This window comes from Aquidulcibacter paucihalophilus, assembly GCF_002105465.1.
Classification (GTDB): Bacteria; Pseudomonadota; Alphaproteobacteria; order Caulobacterales; family Aquidulcibacteraceae; genus Aquidulcibacter; species Aquidulcibacter paucihalophilus.
This window is the reverse complement of sequence record NZ_NCSQ01000174.1, coordinates 207,092-225,223: the sequence shown is the minus strand read 5'-3', so window position 1 is coordinate 225,223 and position 18,132 is coordinate 207,092. Positions and strand designations below refer to the sequence as shown.

At 56.3% G+C, this 18,132-nt stretch carries 20 protein-coding genes; 10 read left to right on the top strand and 10 right to left on the bottom strand.

Annotated elements, in window-relative coordinates:
• The first annotated feature begins 178 nt into the window (after positions 1 to 178).
• From B7364_RS17600 to B7364_RS17590, 3 genes are read left to right on the top strand one after another with little or no spacing between them, the layout of a single operon-like run.
• Positions 179 to 937 carry a 3-deoxy-manno-octulosonate cytidylyltransferase gene (locus B7364_RS17600; protein WP_085341380.1) on the top strand — a complete coding sequence of 253 codons (759 nt, stop codon included), beginning with the start codon at positions 179 to 181 and terminating at the stop codon, positions 935 to 937.
• Positions 934 to 1,794 (top strand): prephenate dehydratase, encoded by an 861-nt coding sequence (locus B7364_RS17595; RefSeq protein WP_085341344.1) that lies wholly within the window; start codon positions 934 to 936, stop codon positions 1,792 to 1,794. The genes B7364_RS17600 and B7364_RS17595 overlap by 4 nt, the downstream gene beginning before the upstream one ends.
• A 30-nt stretch (positions 1,795 to 1,824) precedes the next feature.
• The gene (locus B7364_RS17590; RefSeq protein ID WP_085341343.1) at positions 1,825 to 2,076 is read left to right on the top strand and encodes a DUF2164 domain-containing protein; all 252 of its coding nucleotides are present in this window, start codon (positions 1,825 to 1,827) and stop codon (positions 2,074 to 2,076) included.
• Between the two features lie 317 nt (positions 2,077 to 2,393).
• Here B7364_RS17590 and B7364_RS17585 read toward each other — a convergent pair whose 3' ends face one another.
• Together B7364_RS17585 and B7364_RS17580 are read right to left on the bottom strand one after the other, a co-directional pair.
• The gene (locus tag B7364_RS17585; RefSeq protein ID WP_198534316.1) at positions 2,394 to 2,771 is read right to left on the bottom strand and encodes a gamma carbonic anhydrase family protein; all 378 of its coding nucleotides are present in this window, start codon (positions 2,769 to 2,771) and stop codon (positions 2,394 to 2,396) included.
• 12 nt (positions 2,772 to 2,783) lie between these two features.
• On the bottom strand, positions 2,784 to 3,461 hold the full coding sequence (locus tag B7364_RS17580; RefSeq protein WP_198534315.1) for a GntR family transcriptional regulator: 678 nt from the start codon (positions 3,459 to 3,461) through the stop codon (positions 2,784 to 2,786).
• A gap of 75 nt (positions 3,462 to 3,536) precedes the next feature.
• Here B7364_RS17580 and B7364_RS18055 point away from each other — a divergent pair, with 75 nt between their 5' ends.
• The 3 genes from B7364_RS18055 to B7364_RS17565 all read left to right on the top strand — a co-directional run bounded on the left by B7364_RS18055 (position 3,537) and on the right by B7364_RS17565 (position 5,055).
• Positions 3,537 to 3,899, top strand: a complete 363-nt coding sequence (locus tag B7364_RS18055; RefSeq protein ID WP_198534314.1) for a hypothetical protein — start codon at positions 3,537 to 3,539, stop codon at positions 3,897 to 3,899.
• Positions 3,900 to 4,004: 105 nt separating this feature from the next.
• Entirely contained in the window at positions 4,005 to 4,523 is a 519-nt protein-coding gene (locus B7364_RS17570; protein WP_198534313.1) for a hypothetical protein, read from the top strand.
• Between the two features lie 70 nt (positions 4,524 to 4,593).
• Positions 4,594 to 5,055: a YHS domain-containing (seleno)protein gene (locus B7364_RS17565; RefSeq protein ID WP_085341340.1), complete on the top strand. Its 462-nt coding sequence runs from the start codon at positions 4,594 to 4,596 to the stop codon at positions 5,053 to 5,055.
• Positions 5,056 to 5,069: 14 nt separating this feature from the next.
• Here the strand turns inward: B7364_RS17565 and B7364_RS17560 are convergent, their stop codons facing one another.
• A complete protein-coding gene (locus B7364_RS17560; RefSeq protein WP_085341339.1) occupies positions 5,070 to 5,462 on the bottom strand; it encodes a helix-turn-helix domain-containing protein in 393 nt (130 codons plus the stop codon).
• A 216-nt stretch (positions 5,463 to 5,678) separates the two neighbouring features.
• Here B7364_RS17560 and B7364_RS17555 point away from each other — a divergent pair, with 216 nt between their 5' ends.
• Complete coding sequence (locus B7364_RS17555) at positions 5,679 to 6,557, top strand: 3-hydroxybutyryl-CoA dehydrogenase (RefSeq protein WP_085341338.1); 879 nt, start codon at positions 5,679 to 5,681, stop codon at positions 6,555 to 6,557.
• 202 nt (positions 6,558 to 6,759) lie between these two features.
• Here the strand turns inward: B7364_RS17555 and B7364_RS17550 are convergent, their stop codons facing one another.
• The 6 genes from B7364_RS17550 to B7364_RS17525 form a co-directional block, all read right to left on the bottom strand.
• On the bottom strand, positions 6,760 to 7,686 hold the full coding sequence (locus B7364_RS17550) for a TraB/GumN family protein (protein WP_085341337.1): 927 nt from the start codon (positions 7,684 to 7,686) through the stop codon (positions 6,760 to 6,762).
• 63 nt (positions 7,687 to 7,749) lie between these two features.
• Positions 7,750 to 8,208 carry a hypothetical protein gene (locus B7364_RS17545; protein WP_085341336.1) on the bottom strand — a complete coding sequence of 153 codons (459 nt, stop codon included), beginning with the start codon at positions 8,206 to 8,208 and terminating at the stop codon, positions 7,750 to 7,752.
• Positions 8,205 to 8,399 carry a helix-turn-helix transcriptional regulator gene (locus B7364_RS17540; RefSeq protein WP_085341335.1) on the bottom strand — a complete coding sequence of 65 codons (195 nt, stop codon included), beginning with the start codon at positions 8,397 to 8,399 and terminating at the stop codon, positions 8,205 to 8,207. The genes B7364_RS17545 and B7364_RS17540 overlap by 4 nt, the downstream gene beginning before the upstream one ends.
• Positions 8,396 to 9,115 carry a hypothetical protein gene (locus B7364_RS17535; protein ID WP_085341334.1) on the bottom strand — a complete coding sequence of 240 codons (720 nt, stop codon included), beginning with the start codon at positions 9,113 to 9,115 and terminating at the stop codon, positions 8,396 to 8,398. Before B7364_RS17535 ends, B7364_RS17540 begins: the two co-directional genes overlap by 4 nt.
• 204 nt (positions 9,116 to 9,319) lie before the next feature.
• A complete protein-coding gene (locus B7364_RS17530; protein ID WP_085341333.1) occupies positions 9,320 to 10,786 on the bottom strand; it encodes a glycerol kinase in 1,467 nt (488 codons plus the stop codon).
• Entirely contained in the window at positions 10,783 to 12,321 is a 1,539-nt protein-coding gene (locus B7364_RS17525) for a sodium:solute symporter family transporter (RefSeq protein WP_085341332.1), read from the bottom strand. The genes B7364_RS17530 and B7364_RS17525 overlap by 4 nt, the downstream gene beginning before the upstream one ends.
• A gap of 133 nt (positions 12,322 to 12,454) precedes the next feature.
• On the opposite strand from B7364_RS17525, the gene B7364_RS17520 reads away from it, so the two are divergent.
• Together B7364_RS17520 and lepA are read left to right on the top strand one after the other, a co-directional pair.
• A complete protein-coding gene (locus tag B7364_RS17520) occupies positions 12,455 to 14,596 on the top strand; it encodes an alpha-galactosidase (RefSeq protein ID WP_085341331.1) in 2,142 nt (713 codons plus the stop codon).
• 56 nt (positions 14,597 to 14,652) lie between these two features.
• The gene (gene lepA / locus B7364_RS17515) at positions 14,653 to 16,455 is read left to right on the top strand and encodes a translation elongation factor 4 (protein ID WP_085341330.1); all 1,803 of its coding nucleotides are present in this window, start codon (positions 14,653 to 14,655) and stop codon (positions 16,453 to 16,455) included.
• On the opposite strand, the gene B7364_RS17510 is transcribed toward lepA, so the two are convergent.
• Positions 16,452 to 16,883 carry a hypothetical protein gene (locus B7364_RS17510; protein WP_085341329.1) on the bottom strand — a complete coding sequence of 144 codons (432 nt, stop codon included), beginning with the start codon at positions 16,881 to 16,883 and terminating at the stop codon, positions 16,452 to 16,454. The genes lepA and B7364_RS17510 overlap by 4 nt on opposite strands.
• Positions 16,884 to 17,087: 204 nt before the next feature.
• Between B7364_RS17510 and B7364_RS17505 the strand changes: the two genes are divergently transcribed.
• Complete coding sequence (locus B7364_RS17505) at positions 17,088 to 18,110, top strand: NAD-dependent epimerase (protein ID WP_085341328.1); 1,023 nt, start codon at positions 17,088 to 17,090, stop codon at positions 18,108 to 18,110.
• The last annotated feature ends 22 nt before the right edge of the window (positions 18,111 to 18,132 follow it).

Genomic DNA, 18,132 nt, shown 5'->3' with positions numbered 1-18,132 from the left:
TTTGTCTCGAACCGCCCGCCCTCTTTTCAAGGGTGTTTGGCGGACTTTGCGTATTGGACTGTCCTATGGCATGCGTCTCAGCGGCTTTCAACAGTTTGTGCTGTGGCACCGCGCAGACATAGGCTCGCATTCTCTGGCTTTGGGCATTAAGAACGCCTGCTCGCAAAGGGTCATCACCATGTCGCAACCCCTTATCGTCATCCCCGCACGCTTGGCCGCAACCAGGCTGCCCGGCAAGCCTTTGGCCGATATTGCGGGCAAACCGATGATTGCACGGGTGATTGAGCGCGCCTTTCTGGCCAAGCTTGGCCCGGTGGCTGTTGCCGCTGGTGAGGCTGAAATTGTCGCAGCCGCCCAAGAAGCGGGCGCAATGGCGGTGCTAACAGACCCAGATTTGCCCTCTGGATCGGACCGGATTCATGCTGCCTTGGCCGAATTAGACCCCGATGGCCATTTTGATCCGATCATCAATCTGCAGGGCGATATGCCCACCCTGAACCCGGCCTTAATCCAACAGGCCCTTGCGGCCCTTGAAGATGCGCCCGATGCGGCGCTCTCAACCTTGGTATCCCCCAGCACCGATCCGGCAGAGCGGGCCGATCCCAATGTTGTGAAGGCCGTGGTTTCGTGGCCAGACACGACAGAAGGGGGTGCGACAACGGGTCGCTGCCTCTACTTCACCCGGGCGGACGCACCCACCGGGCCAGGACCGATCCAGCGCCATGTGGGCCTTTATGTTTGGCGGCGGCGTGCCTTGGCGCATTTTGTTGCTGCATCGCCATCGCCTTTGGAAGTGCGCGAGAAACTGGAACAATTGCGTGCCCTTGAATTGGGCATGACGATTGTGGCGCGCGCGGTCGATGAATTCCCCAAGGGCGTCGACACACCCGAACATTTAGAAGGTGCCAGAGCGTGGTACCAGGAGCAGGCATCGTGAGTGACTTTGTTGAAGGTAAAATCGCCTTTCAGGGCGAGTTGGGGGCCAATTCCCACGCGGCGGCCAAAGCGGCTTGCCCTTCCTTAGAGCCTTTGCCCTGCCAAACCTTTGAAGATGCGTTTGCAGCTGTTGCCAGCGGTAAAGCGGTGCGCGCCATGATTGCGATTGAAAACACTTTGGCCGGTCGGGTTGGCGATGTGCACCACCTTCTACCCGAAGCTGGCCTCTATATCGTGGGGGAATATTTCGCCCCCATTCACCACCAATTGGTCGGCGTTAAAGGTGCGACCCTGGCCGACATCAAAAAGATCCGCTCGCATCCCATGGCGCTGGGCCAGTGCCGCAAGATCATCCGTGAACTAGGCGCAGAAGCGGTGAAAACCGCCGACACCGCCGGGGCTGTGCGCGAAATCAGCGAGATGGGCGACAAGAGTGTTGCAGCCCTCGGCTCTGCCTTGGCCGCAGCCTTTTACGACCTGCCCATTCTGCGCGCAGATGTGGAGGATGAACCCCACAATGCCACCCGCTTTGTCATTCTTTCGGCCACGCCGGAGGATGCCGACCTCGAAGACGGCAAATGCATCACCAGTTTTGTCTTCCAAGTGCGCAATATTCCCGCCGCTTTGTACAAGGCGATGGGTGGGTTTGCGACCAATGGTGTGAACATGACAAAGCTGGAAAGCTATCAGATCGGCGGCAGCTTTAACGCCACCCAATTTTATGCCGATATTGAAGGCCATCCGAACGAGCGAAATGTGCAATTGGCGCTGCAGGAATTGAAATTCTTCTCCGCCGAGTTGAAAATCTTGGGCGTCTATAAGGCCCATCCCTTCCGCAAGCTGGAGGCAGGCGCTTAAGCCTACCCCGTTTCAAAAGGCCCCTTTGCCATGAAGCCCTTAACCCCCGCCCTTCGCAAAGAGGCCGTCACCTCGCTGGAACAATTCTGCGCCGAAAACTTTGACGAGCCAGTCGGCAATCTGGCGATTGAGGCCTTGTTAGACTTTATGGCTGCAGAAATCGGCCCGCTCTTCTATAACCAAGGCGTCAAAGACGCCCAAGCCCGCCTGCAAGGCCTGATCACCGATTTGGACCAAGACATCTATCAAGAGCCCTTCACCTACTGGCGACGCAAACGGTGAGGGGGCGGGTTGCCGATGCGGGTAGTGCGGCTTCACGTGATTTCTCTATTTGGTTCTCATTTGCCAGAGGCTAGGCCTAGGCAAAGGCAACGGCTTTAATCGTGTGTGAGCAAAGCGAGGCATCGAGCCGTTCCGCGCACTGCGCGGTGTGGCTTTCTTCAAGCACACGGGCTTTCCATCATCCCTCACCCAATCCGGTCTCGGCCTTCGGCATAGCCACGGGCGATGGTTTCGTAGATTTGGGCGTTTATCCGATTGGCTTCAGAGCAGTCTCTTGTTTTGATGAGGCGTGCCGGGACCCCGGCGATGACGGAGTTTTAAGGAAATATTTGCCCTTGCCGCACCAGACTGTGCTCGGCGACAATCGAATTAGCCCCAATTTTCGCCCCGTCCATGATGGTGGAATTAATGCCGATCAAGCAGCGGTCGCCAATTTCGCAGCCATGCAAAGTCACATGATGGGTGATAGAGCAATCATCACCAATCACGGTCGGCGTCGAATGACCAACATGGAGCATCACGAAGTCTTGAATATTGGTGCGACAGCCAATGCGGATTTCGTGGACTTCAGACCGCATCACGACATAGGGAAAAATGGACGCGCCCTTGCCGATCCGCACTTTGCCATAGATCAAAGCGGTGGGGTGAATCAAAGCGGGCTCGTCCAAAATGACATCATGACCACGTGAAAACATCCTTTGCCTCCCCTATGCGAGCTTGAGCGGGACAAAGCCCTGCATGATTTGATCCATCGCCAAGCCCCGCGAATGCTCGATATGATCGCGGGCCGCACGCTCTGCCGCCTTCGCGTCACCGGCCTCAAAGGCTTGGATTAAGGCCTCATGCTGGGCATCGGCATCGCGTTGATTGACCTCATTACCGGGCCGGCCAAACAGGCCAAGATGGACCAAGCGTTGCATCTCATCGGCCAAGGTTTCCAACAAAGCGGCCAGCCTGCGATTGCCGCTGGCCTTGGCGATTTCGGCATGAAAAGCCCGATTGCTGTCAACAAAGGCCAGCTGGTCGCTTGCCGTCTTGGCCAAGTGTGGGGCGGCATTGAGGGCGCGCAGACGGGCCGGATCAATCTTGCCGACGGCCATTGCGGCGGCCTGTGGTTCAACCATCAAGCGCAATTCAAACACGTCTTTGAGGGAAGCCAACGTGATGGGCGTCACCACAAAGCCATGACGGGGCACTGGCTGGACCAAGCCCATTTCAGCCAATCGTGTGAGTGCCGCCCGCGTCGCAGCGCGCGCCAAACCATAGCGGCTGGCCAATTCAATTTCAGAGAAATGCGCCCCAGGTGCCAAGCGGCACGAGATGATTTCACGTTTCAGGCAGGCAAGGGCCTGATCGCTTTGGCGCGGGTTTGGGGGCTGATCCATAAAATCTTTATAACATGTTATTGACATGTTACAAGAGGATAGTCTATGGGCCCTCTTTATGAAGGAGGGGCAAAGATGTTGACGCAGGTAAGTTGGGTCGCGCTTCTGCTCGTGCATGTTATCCCGGCCTTGGCGCTGTTTCGGCCTGCTTTGATCACCAAGCTCTATCGGGTGGAGGCGACTTCGCCGCTCTTCTTGCTGTTCCAGCATCGCGCAGCCTTGTTTTTGGTCGTGTGCCTGATCTGTGTCTGGGCTGCCGTGCGACCGGAGGTACGGCAACTGGCGACATGCGCCGTTGGCTTCAGCATGCTCTCATTTCTGTGGCTGTTTTGGGCGGCAGGCTCTCCGCCCAGCCTGCGCAGCATCGCGCTGGTTGACCTCATCGGCCTACCGTTTCTGGCCTATGTTGCCTGGCAGGCCCTCAAGCCTGTGGGTTAGACAACCGACGAGCAGCGCCCTTTTTTAACATAAAGCCTAACCCCTGTAACCAGACCCAATCTGCCCCCGTATCCTCTTGCAAGACACGATCAGGAGGCCACGGCCATGAAGTTAAAGAACATTGCGGCCACGGCCATTTCGGTTTTTGGCGCTGCCATTTTTCTCGATAGCTTGCGTTACAAGTTTACCGACCACCCTAAGACCCAGGTGATTTTCGGGGCTTTGGATGGGTGGGCAGGCTCTTTAGGGTTGCCGGGGCTGTTTGCCCATACCGGTCTCTTTAGCCAATATGTGATTGGCTCGGCAGAGCTTTTGGCTTCAACCCTGTTGATCGTAGGCTTGTTGCCGCGCCTGCAGCGATTGAATGCCCTGGGTGCCTTGATTGCCTTTGCGGTGATGGCCGGCGCAGTCAGTTTCCATTTGTTCACGCCCTTGGGGATTGACCCCAACCATGATGGTGGCGGCCTTTTTGCCGCAGCTGCAACCTTATTGGCTGGTTCTGTGGTGCTGATTGGCATTCGCTTGCCTGACATTCTGGGTCTTTTAGGGGATTTGCGTCGAATTTTTGTGGCCGATGCGCCGATGCAGTCTGAACCAAGCCCACGGATCCAACCGGCGATCTAATCCCCGCCTGAGGCGACTCCGCCCCCTTCATAACCCCATCCAACATCTTATTCACGGAAAGGATACCCCCATGAAAACCCTTAAGCTCGCCTTGATTTTAGCACTCGCCCTCAGCCCCTTGGCGATTTCTGGCCCGGCTTTGGCCGACAAAGCACCGATCTGGACCAGTTTTGGCTCCAATGTCGCCATCAAGGGCTATGACCCCGTGGCCTATTTTACCGCTGGAAAGCCCGTCCAAGGCACCTCGCAATTCAAGGTCAATTATCAGGGTGCGGAGTTTCAATTCTCAAGCGCCGCCAATCGCGACGCCTTTGCAGCCAATCCGGCCCGTTATGCCCCACAATTTGGCGGCTATTGCGCGTGGGCAGTCAGCCAAGGCTATACGGCGGGGATCGACCCCAATGCGTGGGCCATTGTGGGCGGAAAGCTATATTTGAATTACAACAAGGACGTGCAAGCACGCTGGCAGCAAAATACGGCTGGCAACATTGCTGTTGCCAACCGTAACTGGCCGACTGTTTTGAAGAAATAGAAGCGCTTAAGCGATTAAGCTGCGTCGGTGGCGTCGTCCTTCAGGGCCTTAGCCAGGTCCAGAAGGCGGCGCCGTGGGCGCTCGCCCAGACGGTAATAGGCGCGGATCAGTTCCAGCGTTTCTTTTTGACGCAGAACTTCGGGTCCGATCTCATCATCATTGGCTGGCGGCTCATTGGCGGCCGTCATGGTAGATAAACCATCATAAAAATATTGTACGGCAATCGAAAGCGCACCGGCTAGTTCAAACAAGCGGCTGGCGGTGATGCGGTTGGCACCACATTCATATTTCTGGATCTGCTGGAAGCGAATACCGACGCTATCGGCCAATTGCTGTTGGGTCATGCCCATCAGACGACGGCGGCGTCGCAAGCGGCGGCCCACGTGTAGGTCGATTGAATTGGCCATCTAGTCCTCCTGGTCGTCAAAATTCAGAAGCGTCGTGCCACCGGAACGATCCGAAACGGGACGGCCAACGCTGTTACGATGGGTAGAGTGCAAGGGCCATGCCGCTGAAGTGCGTCGTTTGCAGCACAAGGTGCTTGCCGTAATCGCGCCTCGCGCTTAGCTTGCTGCAACTGCGAAGAAAGCAGTTAGATATCAAAGGGCAGGTCTTTCCATCAAATGGCACAAATCAAGACAATTGGCGTTGTTGGCGCGGGTCAAATGGGGAATGGCATTGCCCATGTTGCGGCTTTGGCAGGATATGATGTCTTCCTGAACGACATCTCCCAAGAGAAGTTGGACGCAGGCCGCGCCCTGATTGAGCGTAATTTGACCCGTCAGGCGGCGCGTGGCTTGATTAAGGATGCCGAAATCGCCCCTGCCTTGGCCCGCATCGTAACCACAACGGCGATTGAAGACCTTTCTTCGATCGATTTGGCGATTGAAGCGGCCAGTGAGAAGGAAGATGTGAAGCGGGCGATCTTTAAGTCGCTGTGCGGCATCGTCCGTCCCGATACGATTCTCTCGTCTAATACCTCATCCCTGTCCATCACGCGGCTGGGTTCGTCGACCGACCGGCCAGAGCGTTTCATTGGTCTGCACTTTATGAACCCAGTGCCGATGATGAAGCTGGTGGAAGTCATTCGTGGTCTTGCCACCAATGAAGAAACCTATGAGGCGGCCACCGCCGTGGTCACGGCCATGGGCAAGACCATTACAAATGCCGAAGATTTCCCGGCTTTTATCGTCAATCGCGTCTTGATCCCGATGATCAACGAAGCCGTCTACACTTTGTATGAAGGCGTCGGCACGGTGGAAGGCATTGATAAGGCGATGCGTCTGGGTGCTAACCACCCGATGGGACCATTGGAACTGGCTGACTTTATCGGCCTCGATACGATTTTGTCGATCATGCAAATCCTGAATGAAGGCTTGGCCGACACAAAGTATCGCCCCTGTCCACTTCTGGTGAAATATGTCGAAGCCGGCTGGCTTGGCCGCAAAACCGACCGCGGCTTCTATGACTATCGCGGCGAAACCCCTGTCCCGACGCGCTAGTTTATTCGATCGTTTTGGACATTTTCCGATCCAGAAGCGTTTAGGTGAAACAGCGTTTCCACCAAAATAGGCCTAGGTGAAACCTACCCCATGGATGTCATCCCGGACGGCAAAGCCGGTCCGGGATGTCGTGCGGCAAACTCGCTGAGATCCCCGCTGGAAGCTCGCGCTTCAGCGGAGATCAGGCGTCGGAAGCGGCGGCTTACTTCGTGTCAATTCGGCTGGAGGAGATGCCCTTTTGCTTTAAGAAAGCCTGTACGCTGTCAGGGCCGCTTAGGTGGCCGGCACCGACGGCGACAAAGACAGTACCGGGCTTGGCCATCCGGGCGGCGATCCAATCGGCCCAACGCTGGTTGCGATCAGCCAAGATAAGTTTGGCAAGCTCAGGCTGGGTACGCAGGCTGGTATTCATCAGATCGCCCAGCTTGTCGGCATTACCGGTCTTCCAAGCGTCGACCATGTCGTTCAACATGGTTGTGGCTTGGTCCCAGTCCTCGATGGTCGAGACCAACATCGCCCGTTGTTGGGCGTCGGTCAGATTGGCGAAGAAGCCCACTTGCTCGGCACCGGTTTCAAAGCCTTCCACCGGCTTGTTTGCCGCACGGGCCAAGCTATCCAGCGTCTTGTCTACCCCCTGATTTGGGTCAAGGCCTAGCTTTTGATAGAGGCTGAGCGACAGAATGAGGCTGGCCATCCAAGGCCGCATTTGTTGGATGGCTTGGGGAGGGAAGCCACTTTGGGCGATGATGGAATTGAGCCCTGTTGTTTGGGCTTCGGTCAAGCCATCAAAGAGGGTCTTGCCGGCTGGCAATTGGCCCTTTGTGGCCATCAGATTGGCAATGACGGGACCTTCGGCTTCCAGATTGGCGATTTCTAAGCGCAAAGTGTCGGAGCTTTCAAAAGCGGCCTTTACCTTGCCATGGTTCCAGTTAACGTCGGGGGCCATCAGATGGAAAGTGCCGAACAGATAGATGGTGGTATCGCTGTCCTTCACCACCCACAGAGCGGGGGTAGCCTTTTGGCTAGCTGGTGCCGCCGCAGGTGCTTTGGCTGGTTGTGCCAAAACGGATGGAGCTTGGAAGAGGGCAATACTGAAAGCCGACAGGGCAACTAAGAGAGTCTTTTTCATCGTTATAGTCCTTACAGAGGTTAAGGTTGGTTGGAGGGTTAAACAAAAGCTGGATAGGCGGGCTTAGGCTTGATTTCGCTTGAGCCAAATCTGAGCCCAAATGGCCAAATAGGTCGCCAGAAGGATCCCCATGGCTACGCCCATGCCCGCAGCAAAGGCGTGAGTTTTGGTGCCAAGCAAAGTTTCCAAGCTCGGAAGTTGAAACTCTGGAAAGCCCACCAAAGCTGCAATTGGGACAAAGCAGATCGAAATCGTAAGAACTGAACCCCAATAAAAGGCGACCTCATGGGTATGGCGCGCCAATTCGTCGAGCAGCCTGGTATAGTGGATGGTCGCCGCCAAGCCCAAGATCATCGCAAGAACCAGCAGCACGACAAACCAGGCAGTCGGACCTCCTGTGGCTCTGAAAGGCAGGCTGAGGCCAATCCCGGCCCCGATCAGCAGGGAGCCGACAATGTAGACATTGAGCTTGGTCTGTCTGGACCATTTTGTCTTTAGAGGCAAAGGAGGCGTGTCGTTCATAGCGTGTCCTCAAAGATGGCTTCGATCGGCAACCCAAAGAGGCGCGCAATCTTGAAGGCTAAAGGCAGGGAGGGATCATATTTCCCTGTCTCCAAGGCGTTGATGGTTTGGCGGGAGACATCGAGCGCGTCAGCCAGATCGGATTGGGACCAATCCCGTTCGGCTCGGAGAACTTTGAGACGGTTCTTCATGCGTCTTCTGGTTCCTCCATGGTGAGCATATTGGGGTCGCGGATCCCAGATACCACGCCATAAATGACAAGATAAACAAACTGATAGAGAACCAGCCAGTCAAAGCCCGTCATGCCTTTGTAGAGTCCAAGCTGGGTGGCCCCCATCTCAACGAAGAAGCCCAAAAGGACGATGAAAGCTGACAAAGCACCCGATTCTACCCAAATCGCCCGGAAGAACTCGTCAAAACTTTTCCAGACGCGGTAGGCACACCACCCCATCAAGGCCGCACCTATAAGGATGAGGCCTAACACGAAGAAAGGCTGGCCAAAGGCTGTTTTAGGAAAGGCGTGCAGAAAGACCAGAGTACCAAACGCCAAACTATAGCCCACATAAAACAGCGCGAGGGAGGAGAAGGCCCGACGAGAGCTGGGATTGTCGCCAAGCCCCCCCGTCAAGACCCGATTGCGCGCAACTTTCGGATTGACCATCGCCAAACCAAATAGGCCGGCGCTGATCAGATAGATGATTAGGAGAAGCACACCGATAAAGAGGCTGAGCGAAGGCGCAAACCCAATCTCAGCGAGGAATAGCCCGGTGCGGCCTTCTTCAAACTCACGAACCCAGCCGCCGACGAAGTAGCCGACGATGCCACCTAGGAACGCAAGTCCCGCAACGCCGAGTAGAAAGTTTCCCTTTCCCTTCGTCCGAGGTTTTGGAGGTGTTCTATTCGTCATGTCATGTTTCCTTGTTAATATGACAAGGATGCTTGTCACACACGGCCAAGGCTTTGTCAAGCACACTTGTCTAAATGACATGCAGTCTTGTCAGTAGGTGTGCATTGGACGCGGTGCGGCCTAGCTGTCCCCCTCTGCGAAAGGGCAAGTCTCGCCACCCTGCAGAGTCGCAGGGTTAAAGGCGTACAGGGTGGATTTAGACGCTTAAGCTAAGACGCGTTTCAGCGCATCCGCCCAGCCGCTGAGGCGCGTTTGGCGGATGTTTGCAGCCATGTCGGGGTTAAAGCGCTCAACTTGGCCGCGCATGATTGCGGCTTCTTCCAGCGAGCCATAAAGGCCACAGCCGACCCCGGCGAGCATGGCGGCGCCCAAAGCCGTGGTCTCGATAAAGTGGGGGCGCTCTACATCGATGGCCAGAATATCGGCCAGATCTTGTGCCATCCAGTCGTTCGCAACCATGCCGCCATCAATGCGCACTTCGGCCCAATCGGCCCCATCGGCGGCAAAGGCGGTCTTGAGGTCATAAGTCTGGTGGGCCATGGCCTCGAGGGCTGCACGAACGACATGGGCCTTCTTGGCCGAGAAGCTGAGGCCATGGATCGCGCCGCGGGCATGGGGTTGCCAATGGGGGGCCCCAAGACCGGATAGGGCAGGAACCAAATAGACGCCGCCATTGTCCGCCACGCTGCGGGCAAGGCTTTCAGAGTCTGAGGCCCGTTCGATTAGGCCTACATCATCGCGCAGCCATTGCATCAAGCTTCCGGCCACAAAGACCGACCCCTCCAAAGCATAATGGCGCACACCGTCCAATTGCCACGCAATGGTGGCCAGCAAGCGGTTCCTGGACTGGGGCAGGGTCCGTCCGGTCTGGGTGAGGACAAACGCCCCGGTGCCAAAGGTCGCTTTGGTCTGGCCGGGTCGCAGGCAGGCTTGGCCGATGGTGGCGGCTTGCTGGTCGCCCGCCATGCCCGAAATGGCAATCGCGCCGCCGAACAGCTCTGGCAAAGTCAGGCCTAAGGGGCCGGCGCAATCGACAATCTGGGGCAGAATGGCACGCGGCACCCCGAACAGGTCGCATAAGCCGTCATCCCACCCCGCACTGCCAATCGCCATCAGCGCGGTGCGCGAGGCATTGGTGGCGTCGGAGATATGGGCGCCACCTGTTAGACGATAGACCAGATAGCTCTCAATCGTGCCAACTGCCAGCTTGTCGCCCGCCGCTTTCAAGTGCGGCCAGTTGCTTAAGGCCCAACCGATCTTGGAGCCCGAGAAATAGGGGTCTAGCAACAGGCCGGTCTTGGCCTGCACAATCGCCTCTTGGCCTTGATCCTTGAGGGCCTGACACATGTCGGCGGTACGACGATCTTGCCACACGATGGCGGGGGCCAGTGGCTTGCCCGTCGTCTTGTCCCAAAACACGATGGTCTCGCGCTGATTGGTGATGCCAATGCCCGCAATCGCCGAAGCCCCACCGGCCTGAGCCACCATTTCCCGGGCGCAGGCGAGAGTCAGCGTCCATATCTCGTCTGCATCATGCTCGACCAGACCGGGCGCTGGATAATGCTGGGTCAAGGGCTTTTGCGCGCTGCCAAGGCAGGTGCCATCGGCGGCAAACAGCATCACGCGGGTGGAGGTGGTGCCCTCATCAATCACAAGGATCTTGTCACTCATGGTTCCATCGCCTTCATGGCGCGCCCTTTCGCGCTGAAAATGAACACGGCCTTATTGCCAAACACCCAGCGATTGACGCTCAAAGCGGTGATGACGGAGGTGATCAGCACGATCAACATCACGTCGATATAGTGCAGCCAGTAAAGGCCAATATGCTGATAGAAGGTCTCGCCCGGAAACAAGGTGTCTGGCTTGTAGAGCACGAAATTATGGAAGCCATAAAGCAAGAAGCCAAAGATCAGGCCTGCAATTGCGGCCCGTGCATCGACATTGCGGAACAAGAGCCCTGCGATAAAGGCCGATAAGATCGGCATGGAGAAGAGCCCGTTTAGCTCTTGCAACAGATTGATGATGCTCTTGGCATTTTGGAAGACAGGCACGAGCGCAATGGAGGTCACGGTCAGCACGGCCGACGCCAAGGCGGCCAAGCGCCAATGGTTCTTGACCGCGCCAATGAACTTCTCATGGAAATCGATGGAATAAAGCGCCACACTCGAATTGAGGATCGCACTGGTATGCGCGATGACGGCCGCAGCCATCATGGCGGCAAAAGCACCCGACATCCACGACGGCAAGACATGGGCGACAAGCTTGCCATAAGCGGCATCCCCTACACTGCCAAACAGCTTATAAGCCACCACACCGGGGATCACCACAATGGCGGGGATAATCAGGATTCGCACCGCAGCGGCGGCCAAAACCCCTTTCTGCGCCTCTTGGACGGTTGGGGCCGTCATTGCCTTTTGCGTGATGTTCTGATTGGTCGACCAATAGAAGATTTGGATGAACAACATGCCCGTAAACAGGGTGTGGAACGGAATGGGCGATGTGAAAGAGCCGATCATCGAGATACGCTCCTCAGGCACACCCGAAACAATGTCAAAATTCACTGCCGCAAGCGCCAAGATCACGACCAAAAAAGCAATCGCCAGCACGCCAATGCCGGAATAGGTGTCCATCACCGCTACAGCCCGCAGGCCGCCGGTAATCGTATAAATGGCAGCAATAATGGCCATGGGTGCGGCAAACCACAAAAGCGACCAGTCCACCCCGAACATGGATTGCAGGAATAAGCTGCCGCTATAGAGCGCCGCAGGCAGATAAATCAGCACATTGCCGATCAGGAATAGAGCGGAAATGACGGTGCGAATGCTGCCGCCTTTATAACGCTTCTCCAACAGCTCGGTCACCGTGGTACAGTTGTTTCGGTAATAGATGGGCACAAAGACGAAGGCCAAAATCAAGAGGCCAAAGAAGCCGCATATTTCCCACCAGGCGAGCAACAACATCTGGTTGCCATTCATGCCCACCAATTGCTCGGTCGAAAGATTGGTTAAGGTGATGGCCCCAGCCACAAACAACCAAGAAAGACCACCGCCTGCTAGAAAGACTTCCCGCGTGGTCCCGCCATCCTTCTGTCGGTCTTTGTGACCTGCGCCGGCACCATGCACTTTCCAATAGGTCATGAGGGCGATCAGGGCGGTTAGCCCGAAGAAAATGCCGATTTGTAACGCCGACGCGCTGCCTTGAAACATGGCATTTCCCCCTTGCCTTTTCTTTAGGTGCAGACACTAGTAAGCCCTTCACGCCGAGGCAAGCTTCGGAAATGGAAAATAAAAGCGAGCAGTCCGCGCGGAGCTTGCCAGGCAGCAATTTGGGAACAACATTATGGATAATCTGATCCTCCATGGCGGTGGAACGAGTTTGGTCGTGGCGGCGAAGCGCGGTGCACCACCGGCGATCCTGCATTGGGGGACTGGCTTGCCCGATGATGTGGACGCACGGGTTCTTAAGTCGCTTGCCAGCCATCAGGGTGGACCGGGTAGCTCGGACGTATTTGTCGATGCGTCGCTGGCGATGGAGGCAGGCCTTGGCCTACTTGGCCCCTCCGGCATTGTCGTGCACCGTGCTGGAAAAGATTGGGGTAGCCGTTTTGTCGTGACAGAGGCCACACAAGCAGGCGACACGATCCATATTGCCTGCCGCGACGACCACACACAGGTGGGTTTGGCCTATGAACTGCGGCTTGATGCTGTCACAGGCGTTTTGACCATCCAGTCTGCGCTGACCAATTTGGGCGAGGGCCTGCTGGAGGTCAGTGAATGCGCGACAGCCGTATTGCCCATCGCCAATCATATGACCGATCTGATCGGCTTTACCGGTCGCTGGGCTTTGGAATTTCAGCGCGAACGGGTGAAGCGTTTTGCAGGTACGTATCTGCGCGAAAGCCGTCGGGGTCGTACTTCGCATGATGGCCTGCCCGCCCTCATTCTGTGCGGCGATACAACCGATGAAGTGCAAGGGGAGGCCTATGGCCTGCATCTGGGCTGGAGTGGCAATCACCGTATGCGGGTAGATAGTCTGCATGACGGGCGGGTCTTTGCAGGGCTTGGCGCGCTATTAGGCCCCGGTGAAATCCGGCTGAAGCAAGGCGAAACCTTCCACGCGCCCACCATCCACGCCGCCTATAGCCGCGAAGGTCTCTCGAACCTCAGCCAGCGCTTCCACGCCCATGTCCGCAGTCAAATCTTGCGCGCCGAGACGCGCGCCAAAGTTCGCCCTGTCCATTACAATACGTGGGAGGCCGTCTTTTTTGACCATGACCTTGATCGCCTGAAAGCCATTGCTGATCGCGCAGCGGCGGTGGGGGTAGAGCGTTTTGTGTTGGATGATGGGTGGTTTGGCTCCCGCCGCGATGACACGTCTGGTCTGGGCGATTGGTATGTTTCAGCCGACGTCTATCCCGAAGGCCTAAAGCCCCTGATTGATTATGTAACGGGCCTCGGCATGGAAATGGGGATTTGGTTTGAGCCTGAGATGGTCAATCCCGATTCAGACCTGTATCGCGCCCATCCCGATTGGGTGTTAAGCCTTGCCCATGTGGAACAAGTGCCGTTTCGCAACCAAGTGGTGCTGGATATTTCGCGTCCCGAGGTCTCCGACTATTTGTTTGAGCGCATCGACGCGATTTTGCGCGATCATGCCATTGGCTATGTCAAATGGGATATGAACCGGGACATCAGCCATCCAGGCGACCATCAGGGCTATCAACGCTCGCACGCCCAAGTCCAAGCGCTCTATGCTTTGCTCGAACGATTACGGATCGCCCACCCGCAGGTGGAGTTTGAATCCTGTGCCTCCGGCGGCGCGCGGGCTGATTATGGTGTTCTGAGCTATACCGACCGGATTTGGACATCCGACAGCAATGACGCTTTGGACCGCCAAGATATCCAGCGCGGGGCAAGCTTCTTCTTTCCGCTGGAAGTCCTGGGTGCTCATGTTGGGCCCCGCCGCTGTCACATTACGGGCCGAACCTTGTCCATGGCGATGCGGGCAGGGACCGCGATGATCGGCCATATGGGTCTTGAGCTCAATTTGTTGGAAGAATCTGACACAGAGCTGGCGATCCTGAAAGAGGCCATTGCATGCCATAAGGCCCATCGAGAGCTGCTACACAATGGCAATTTGGTGCGCCTAAAAACCTCTGACGAGCTGTTGGGCATGGGCGTGATCGCGCAAGATCAAACCGAAGCGCTTTATTCGATCGCCATTATGCGCAGCCAAGTTCAACGCCTTCTGCCGCGCGTTCTCTTCCACGGCTTGGACCCGGACATGAGCTATCTTGTGAAACTTGTCTGGCCGCCCAAATTCCGTTCGTGGTCGGCGGGCTCCAGCGTCGAGGTATTGGATCTTACAGGGGCCGGTCAGGTGATGACGGGGCGGTTGCTGCAAGAGGTTGGCATGGGCCTGCCGCTGACGGCGCCAGAGCAAGTCTTAATGTTCCATCTGCGCGCGCACACGCCAGATTGATCGCTTAACGGTATCTGGCCCTTTCCCCTTGGGGCCTGTCAGGCTATGTCGACCCCATGACTCCCCGTGAAAACATCCGTAATTTCTCCATCGTTGCCCATATCGACCATGGCAAGTCCACCTTGTCTGACCGCCTGATCCAATTGACAGGCGGCCTCACCCAGCGTGAGATGAAGGAACAAGTGCTCGACAGCATGGATATTGAGCGCGAGCGCGGCATCACGATTAAGGCGCAAACCGTGCGGCTTGAGTTCCAGCGTGAGGGTCAAGACTATATTCTGAACCTGATCGACACCCCGGGCCATGTGGACTTTGCTTATGAGGTCTCGCGCTCTTTGGCAGCGTGCGAAGGTGCCTTGTTGGTCGTCGATGCAAGCCAAGGCGTGGAAGCCCAGACCCTCGCCAATGTCTATCAGGCAATTGATGCCGATTTGGAGATTGTGCCAGTCCTCAATAAAATCGACCTTCCGGCGGCCGAGCCTGATCGGGTGAAGGCCCAGATCGAAGAAGTAATCGGCATTGATGCGTCAGAATCCGTGATGATCTCAGCCAAAACCGGTCTTGGCATTGAAGATGTGTTGGAAGCCATCATCACCCGCTTGCCACCGCCCAAGACGGGTGACCGCGATGCACCTCTCAAAGCGCTTCTGATGGACGCCTATTACGACCAGTATTTGGGCGTGGTGGTTTTGGTTCGCATCATTGATGGCGTGATGAAAAAGGGCATGAAGGTCCGCATGATGGCGACCGGGGCGAATTATAGCCTCGATCGTGTCGGCGTGTTTAAGCCTAAGATCACCGAAGTGGACGAATTGGGGCCAGGTGAAATCGGCTTCTTGACCGCCTCGATCAAGGAAGTGGCCGATGCCGCCGTGGGCGACACCATCACCGAAGAACGTCGCCAAACCACCAGCATGCTGCCAGGCTTTAAGCCAGCCCAGCCGGTGGTGTTCTGCGGCCTCTTCCCCGTCGATGCCGCAGACTTTGAAGATTTGCGCGCTGCGATGGGAAGGCTTCGTTTGAATGACGCCAGCTTCTCGTTTGAAATGGAAACCAGTGCCGCACTGGGCTTTGGCTTCCGCTGTGGCTTCTTGGGCCTCTTGCATTTGGAGATCATTCAAGAGCGTTTGAGCCGCGAGTTTAATCTTGATCTGATCGCAACGGCTCCCTCGGTGGTTTATGAGATCAAGATGAAGAATGGCGAGACGTTGCATCTGCACAATCCCGCCGACATGCCCGATGTGATGGCGATTGAGGCGATTGAAGAGCCTTGGATCAAGGCCACGATCCTGACCCCAGATGAATATCTGGGCGGAATTATGAAGCTGTGCCAAGACCGCCGCGGCAATCAGCGCGAACTGACCTATGTCGGCACGCGCGCCATGCTGGTCTATGAATTGCCACTCAACGAAGTGGTGTTTGACTTCTATGATCGCTTGAAGAGTATCTCGAAGGGCTATGCGTCCTTCGACTATACGATTGAGGGCTATAAGGCCGGCAATCTGGTCAAAATGTCGATCCTGGTGAATGAAGAGCCTGTTGATGCGCTTTCCATGCTGGTCCATGCAGGGCGCGCCGAAATGCGCGGCCGGTCGATGTGCGAAAAGCTGAAGGATTTGATCCCGCAGCATCTTTTCAAAATCCCCATTCAGGCTGCCATTGGTGGCCGCGTGATTGCGCGGGAAACCATCTCGGCCATGCGCAAGGATGTTACGGCAAAATGCTATGGTGGTGACGCCAGCCGTAAACGCAAACTGCTCGACAAGCAGAAGGCTGGTAAGAAGCGCATGCGCCAATTTGGCAGCGTCGATATCCCGCAAGAGGCCTTTATTGCCGCCTTGAAGATGGATGCCGACTAAGCTCGGTTAGACTTCGTCAAAACCCCGCTCGCCAAGACTGGGATCAGATAAAGCAGCAAGAAGCCGGTATTGGATAGTGCATTTCCCGGCGTGTTCAGCGCCACCGAAATGCTGCTATCGATCACCCACCAAACCAGAATGGAGCCGGTCATCGGTCGCCACAGCGAGAGCTGAGGTTGCTTCAAAGCTGTTTGCACCAAAGTGAGAAGGGTCAGCGCCCAGCCCATCATCACTGCGCCCAGAATCGCCGCCGTCAGGCGCAGGCTTTCATGCCAGCCACTTTGCCCGTCTAATGGCCAATAGATCACATCGTAAAACAGGCGGACTGCCGCGTCGGTTTGCGGCCATGCACTGCCCGCGAAGACAAGGCCCAATGCCAGAACCAGATAACACCAGCTGATCACCCATCGCCGCCAGAGACGTGCCATCCTCTATCCCCTTCTCCAAGTCTGAGGCAAACTAAGGGTGAAGCGGCTTCCGCTTCAATTACGCGCGACGTTATCCTGTCTGCTTGAGACAGTGGTATTCGCAAACCAATCCAGCAATGATGCACACTTGGGTAACAGGGTTTGGCTGCGGCCTGTATGCGAGGAGGCTCGCCCACTTTGTACCCATTTATGAGGGACGGAAAAATGCGCGTGCTGGTTACAGGAGCCGCCGGCTTTATTGGGTTTCATACTGCCGTTGCCCTGTTGCGGCGTGGCGATGATGTTGTCGGCTTTGATGTGGTCAATGATTATTATGATCCCGCACTTAAAGAGGCCCGCCTGACGCTGTTAGAACAGGTGGCAGCTCAGGCAGCAGGTAGTTTCAGCTTCATCCGTGCAGACCTTGCCGATGCCCCCGCCGTGGACGCCTGTTTTGCAGAGCATGCTTTTGACCGGGTGATCCATTTGGCCGCTCAGGCCGGTGTACGCTATTCGCTGGATAATCCGCGCGCCTATGTGGCTTCCAACATCGTCGGCTTTACCCACATCCTCGAGGCCTGCCGGGCCCACAAAATCGCACATTTGACCTATGCCAGCACGTCCAGTGTTTATGGTGGCAATACCCATATGCCCTTTGTTGAGACCAATGGTGCAGACCATCCGCTGCAATTCTATGCGGCAACCAAGCGTGCCAATGAGCTGATGGCCCATTCCTACAGTCACTTGTTCGGATTGCCGACCACGGGCCTGCGCTTCTTTACCGTTTATGGCCCGTGGGGCCGGCCGGATATGTCGCCGTCTCTTTTCGCCAAGGCGATTTTTGCCGGAGAACCGATTCAAGTCTTCAATTACGGCCATCACAGCCGCGACTTCACCTATGTGGACGATATTGTTGAAGGCGTGGTTCGTACCAGCGATCTGATCGCCACACCCAACCCGAACTGGAACAGCGACGCCCCAGACCCATCATCTTCGTCAGCCCCGTTTCGCATTTATAATATCGGGAACAATAACCCCGTCGTCTTGGCCGATTATATCGCAGCCATCGAACAGGCCGCTGGCAAGAAAGCGATCTTGCACATGTTACCGCTGCAACCTGGCGATGTACCCGATACTTCCGCAGATGTTACTGCACTTGTTGCCGCAATCGGCTATAAGCCCTCCACACCCATCCAAGTCGGCGTGAAGGCCTTTGTGGATTGGTACCGAGACTATCACGGGCTTTAGGCCCAATCTTTTTCAGCATGAA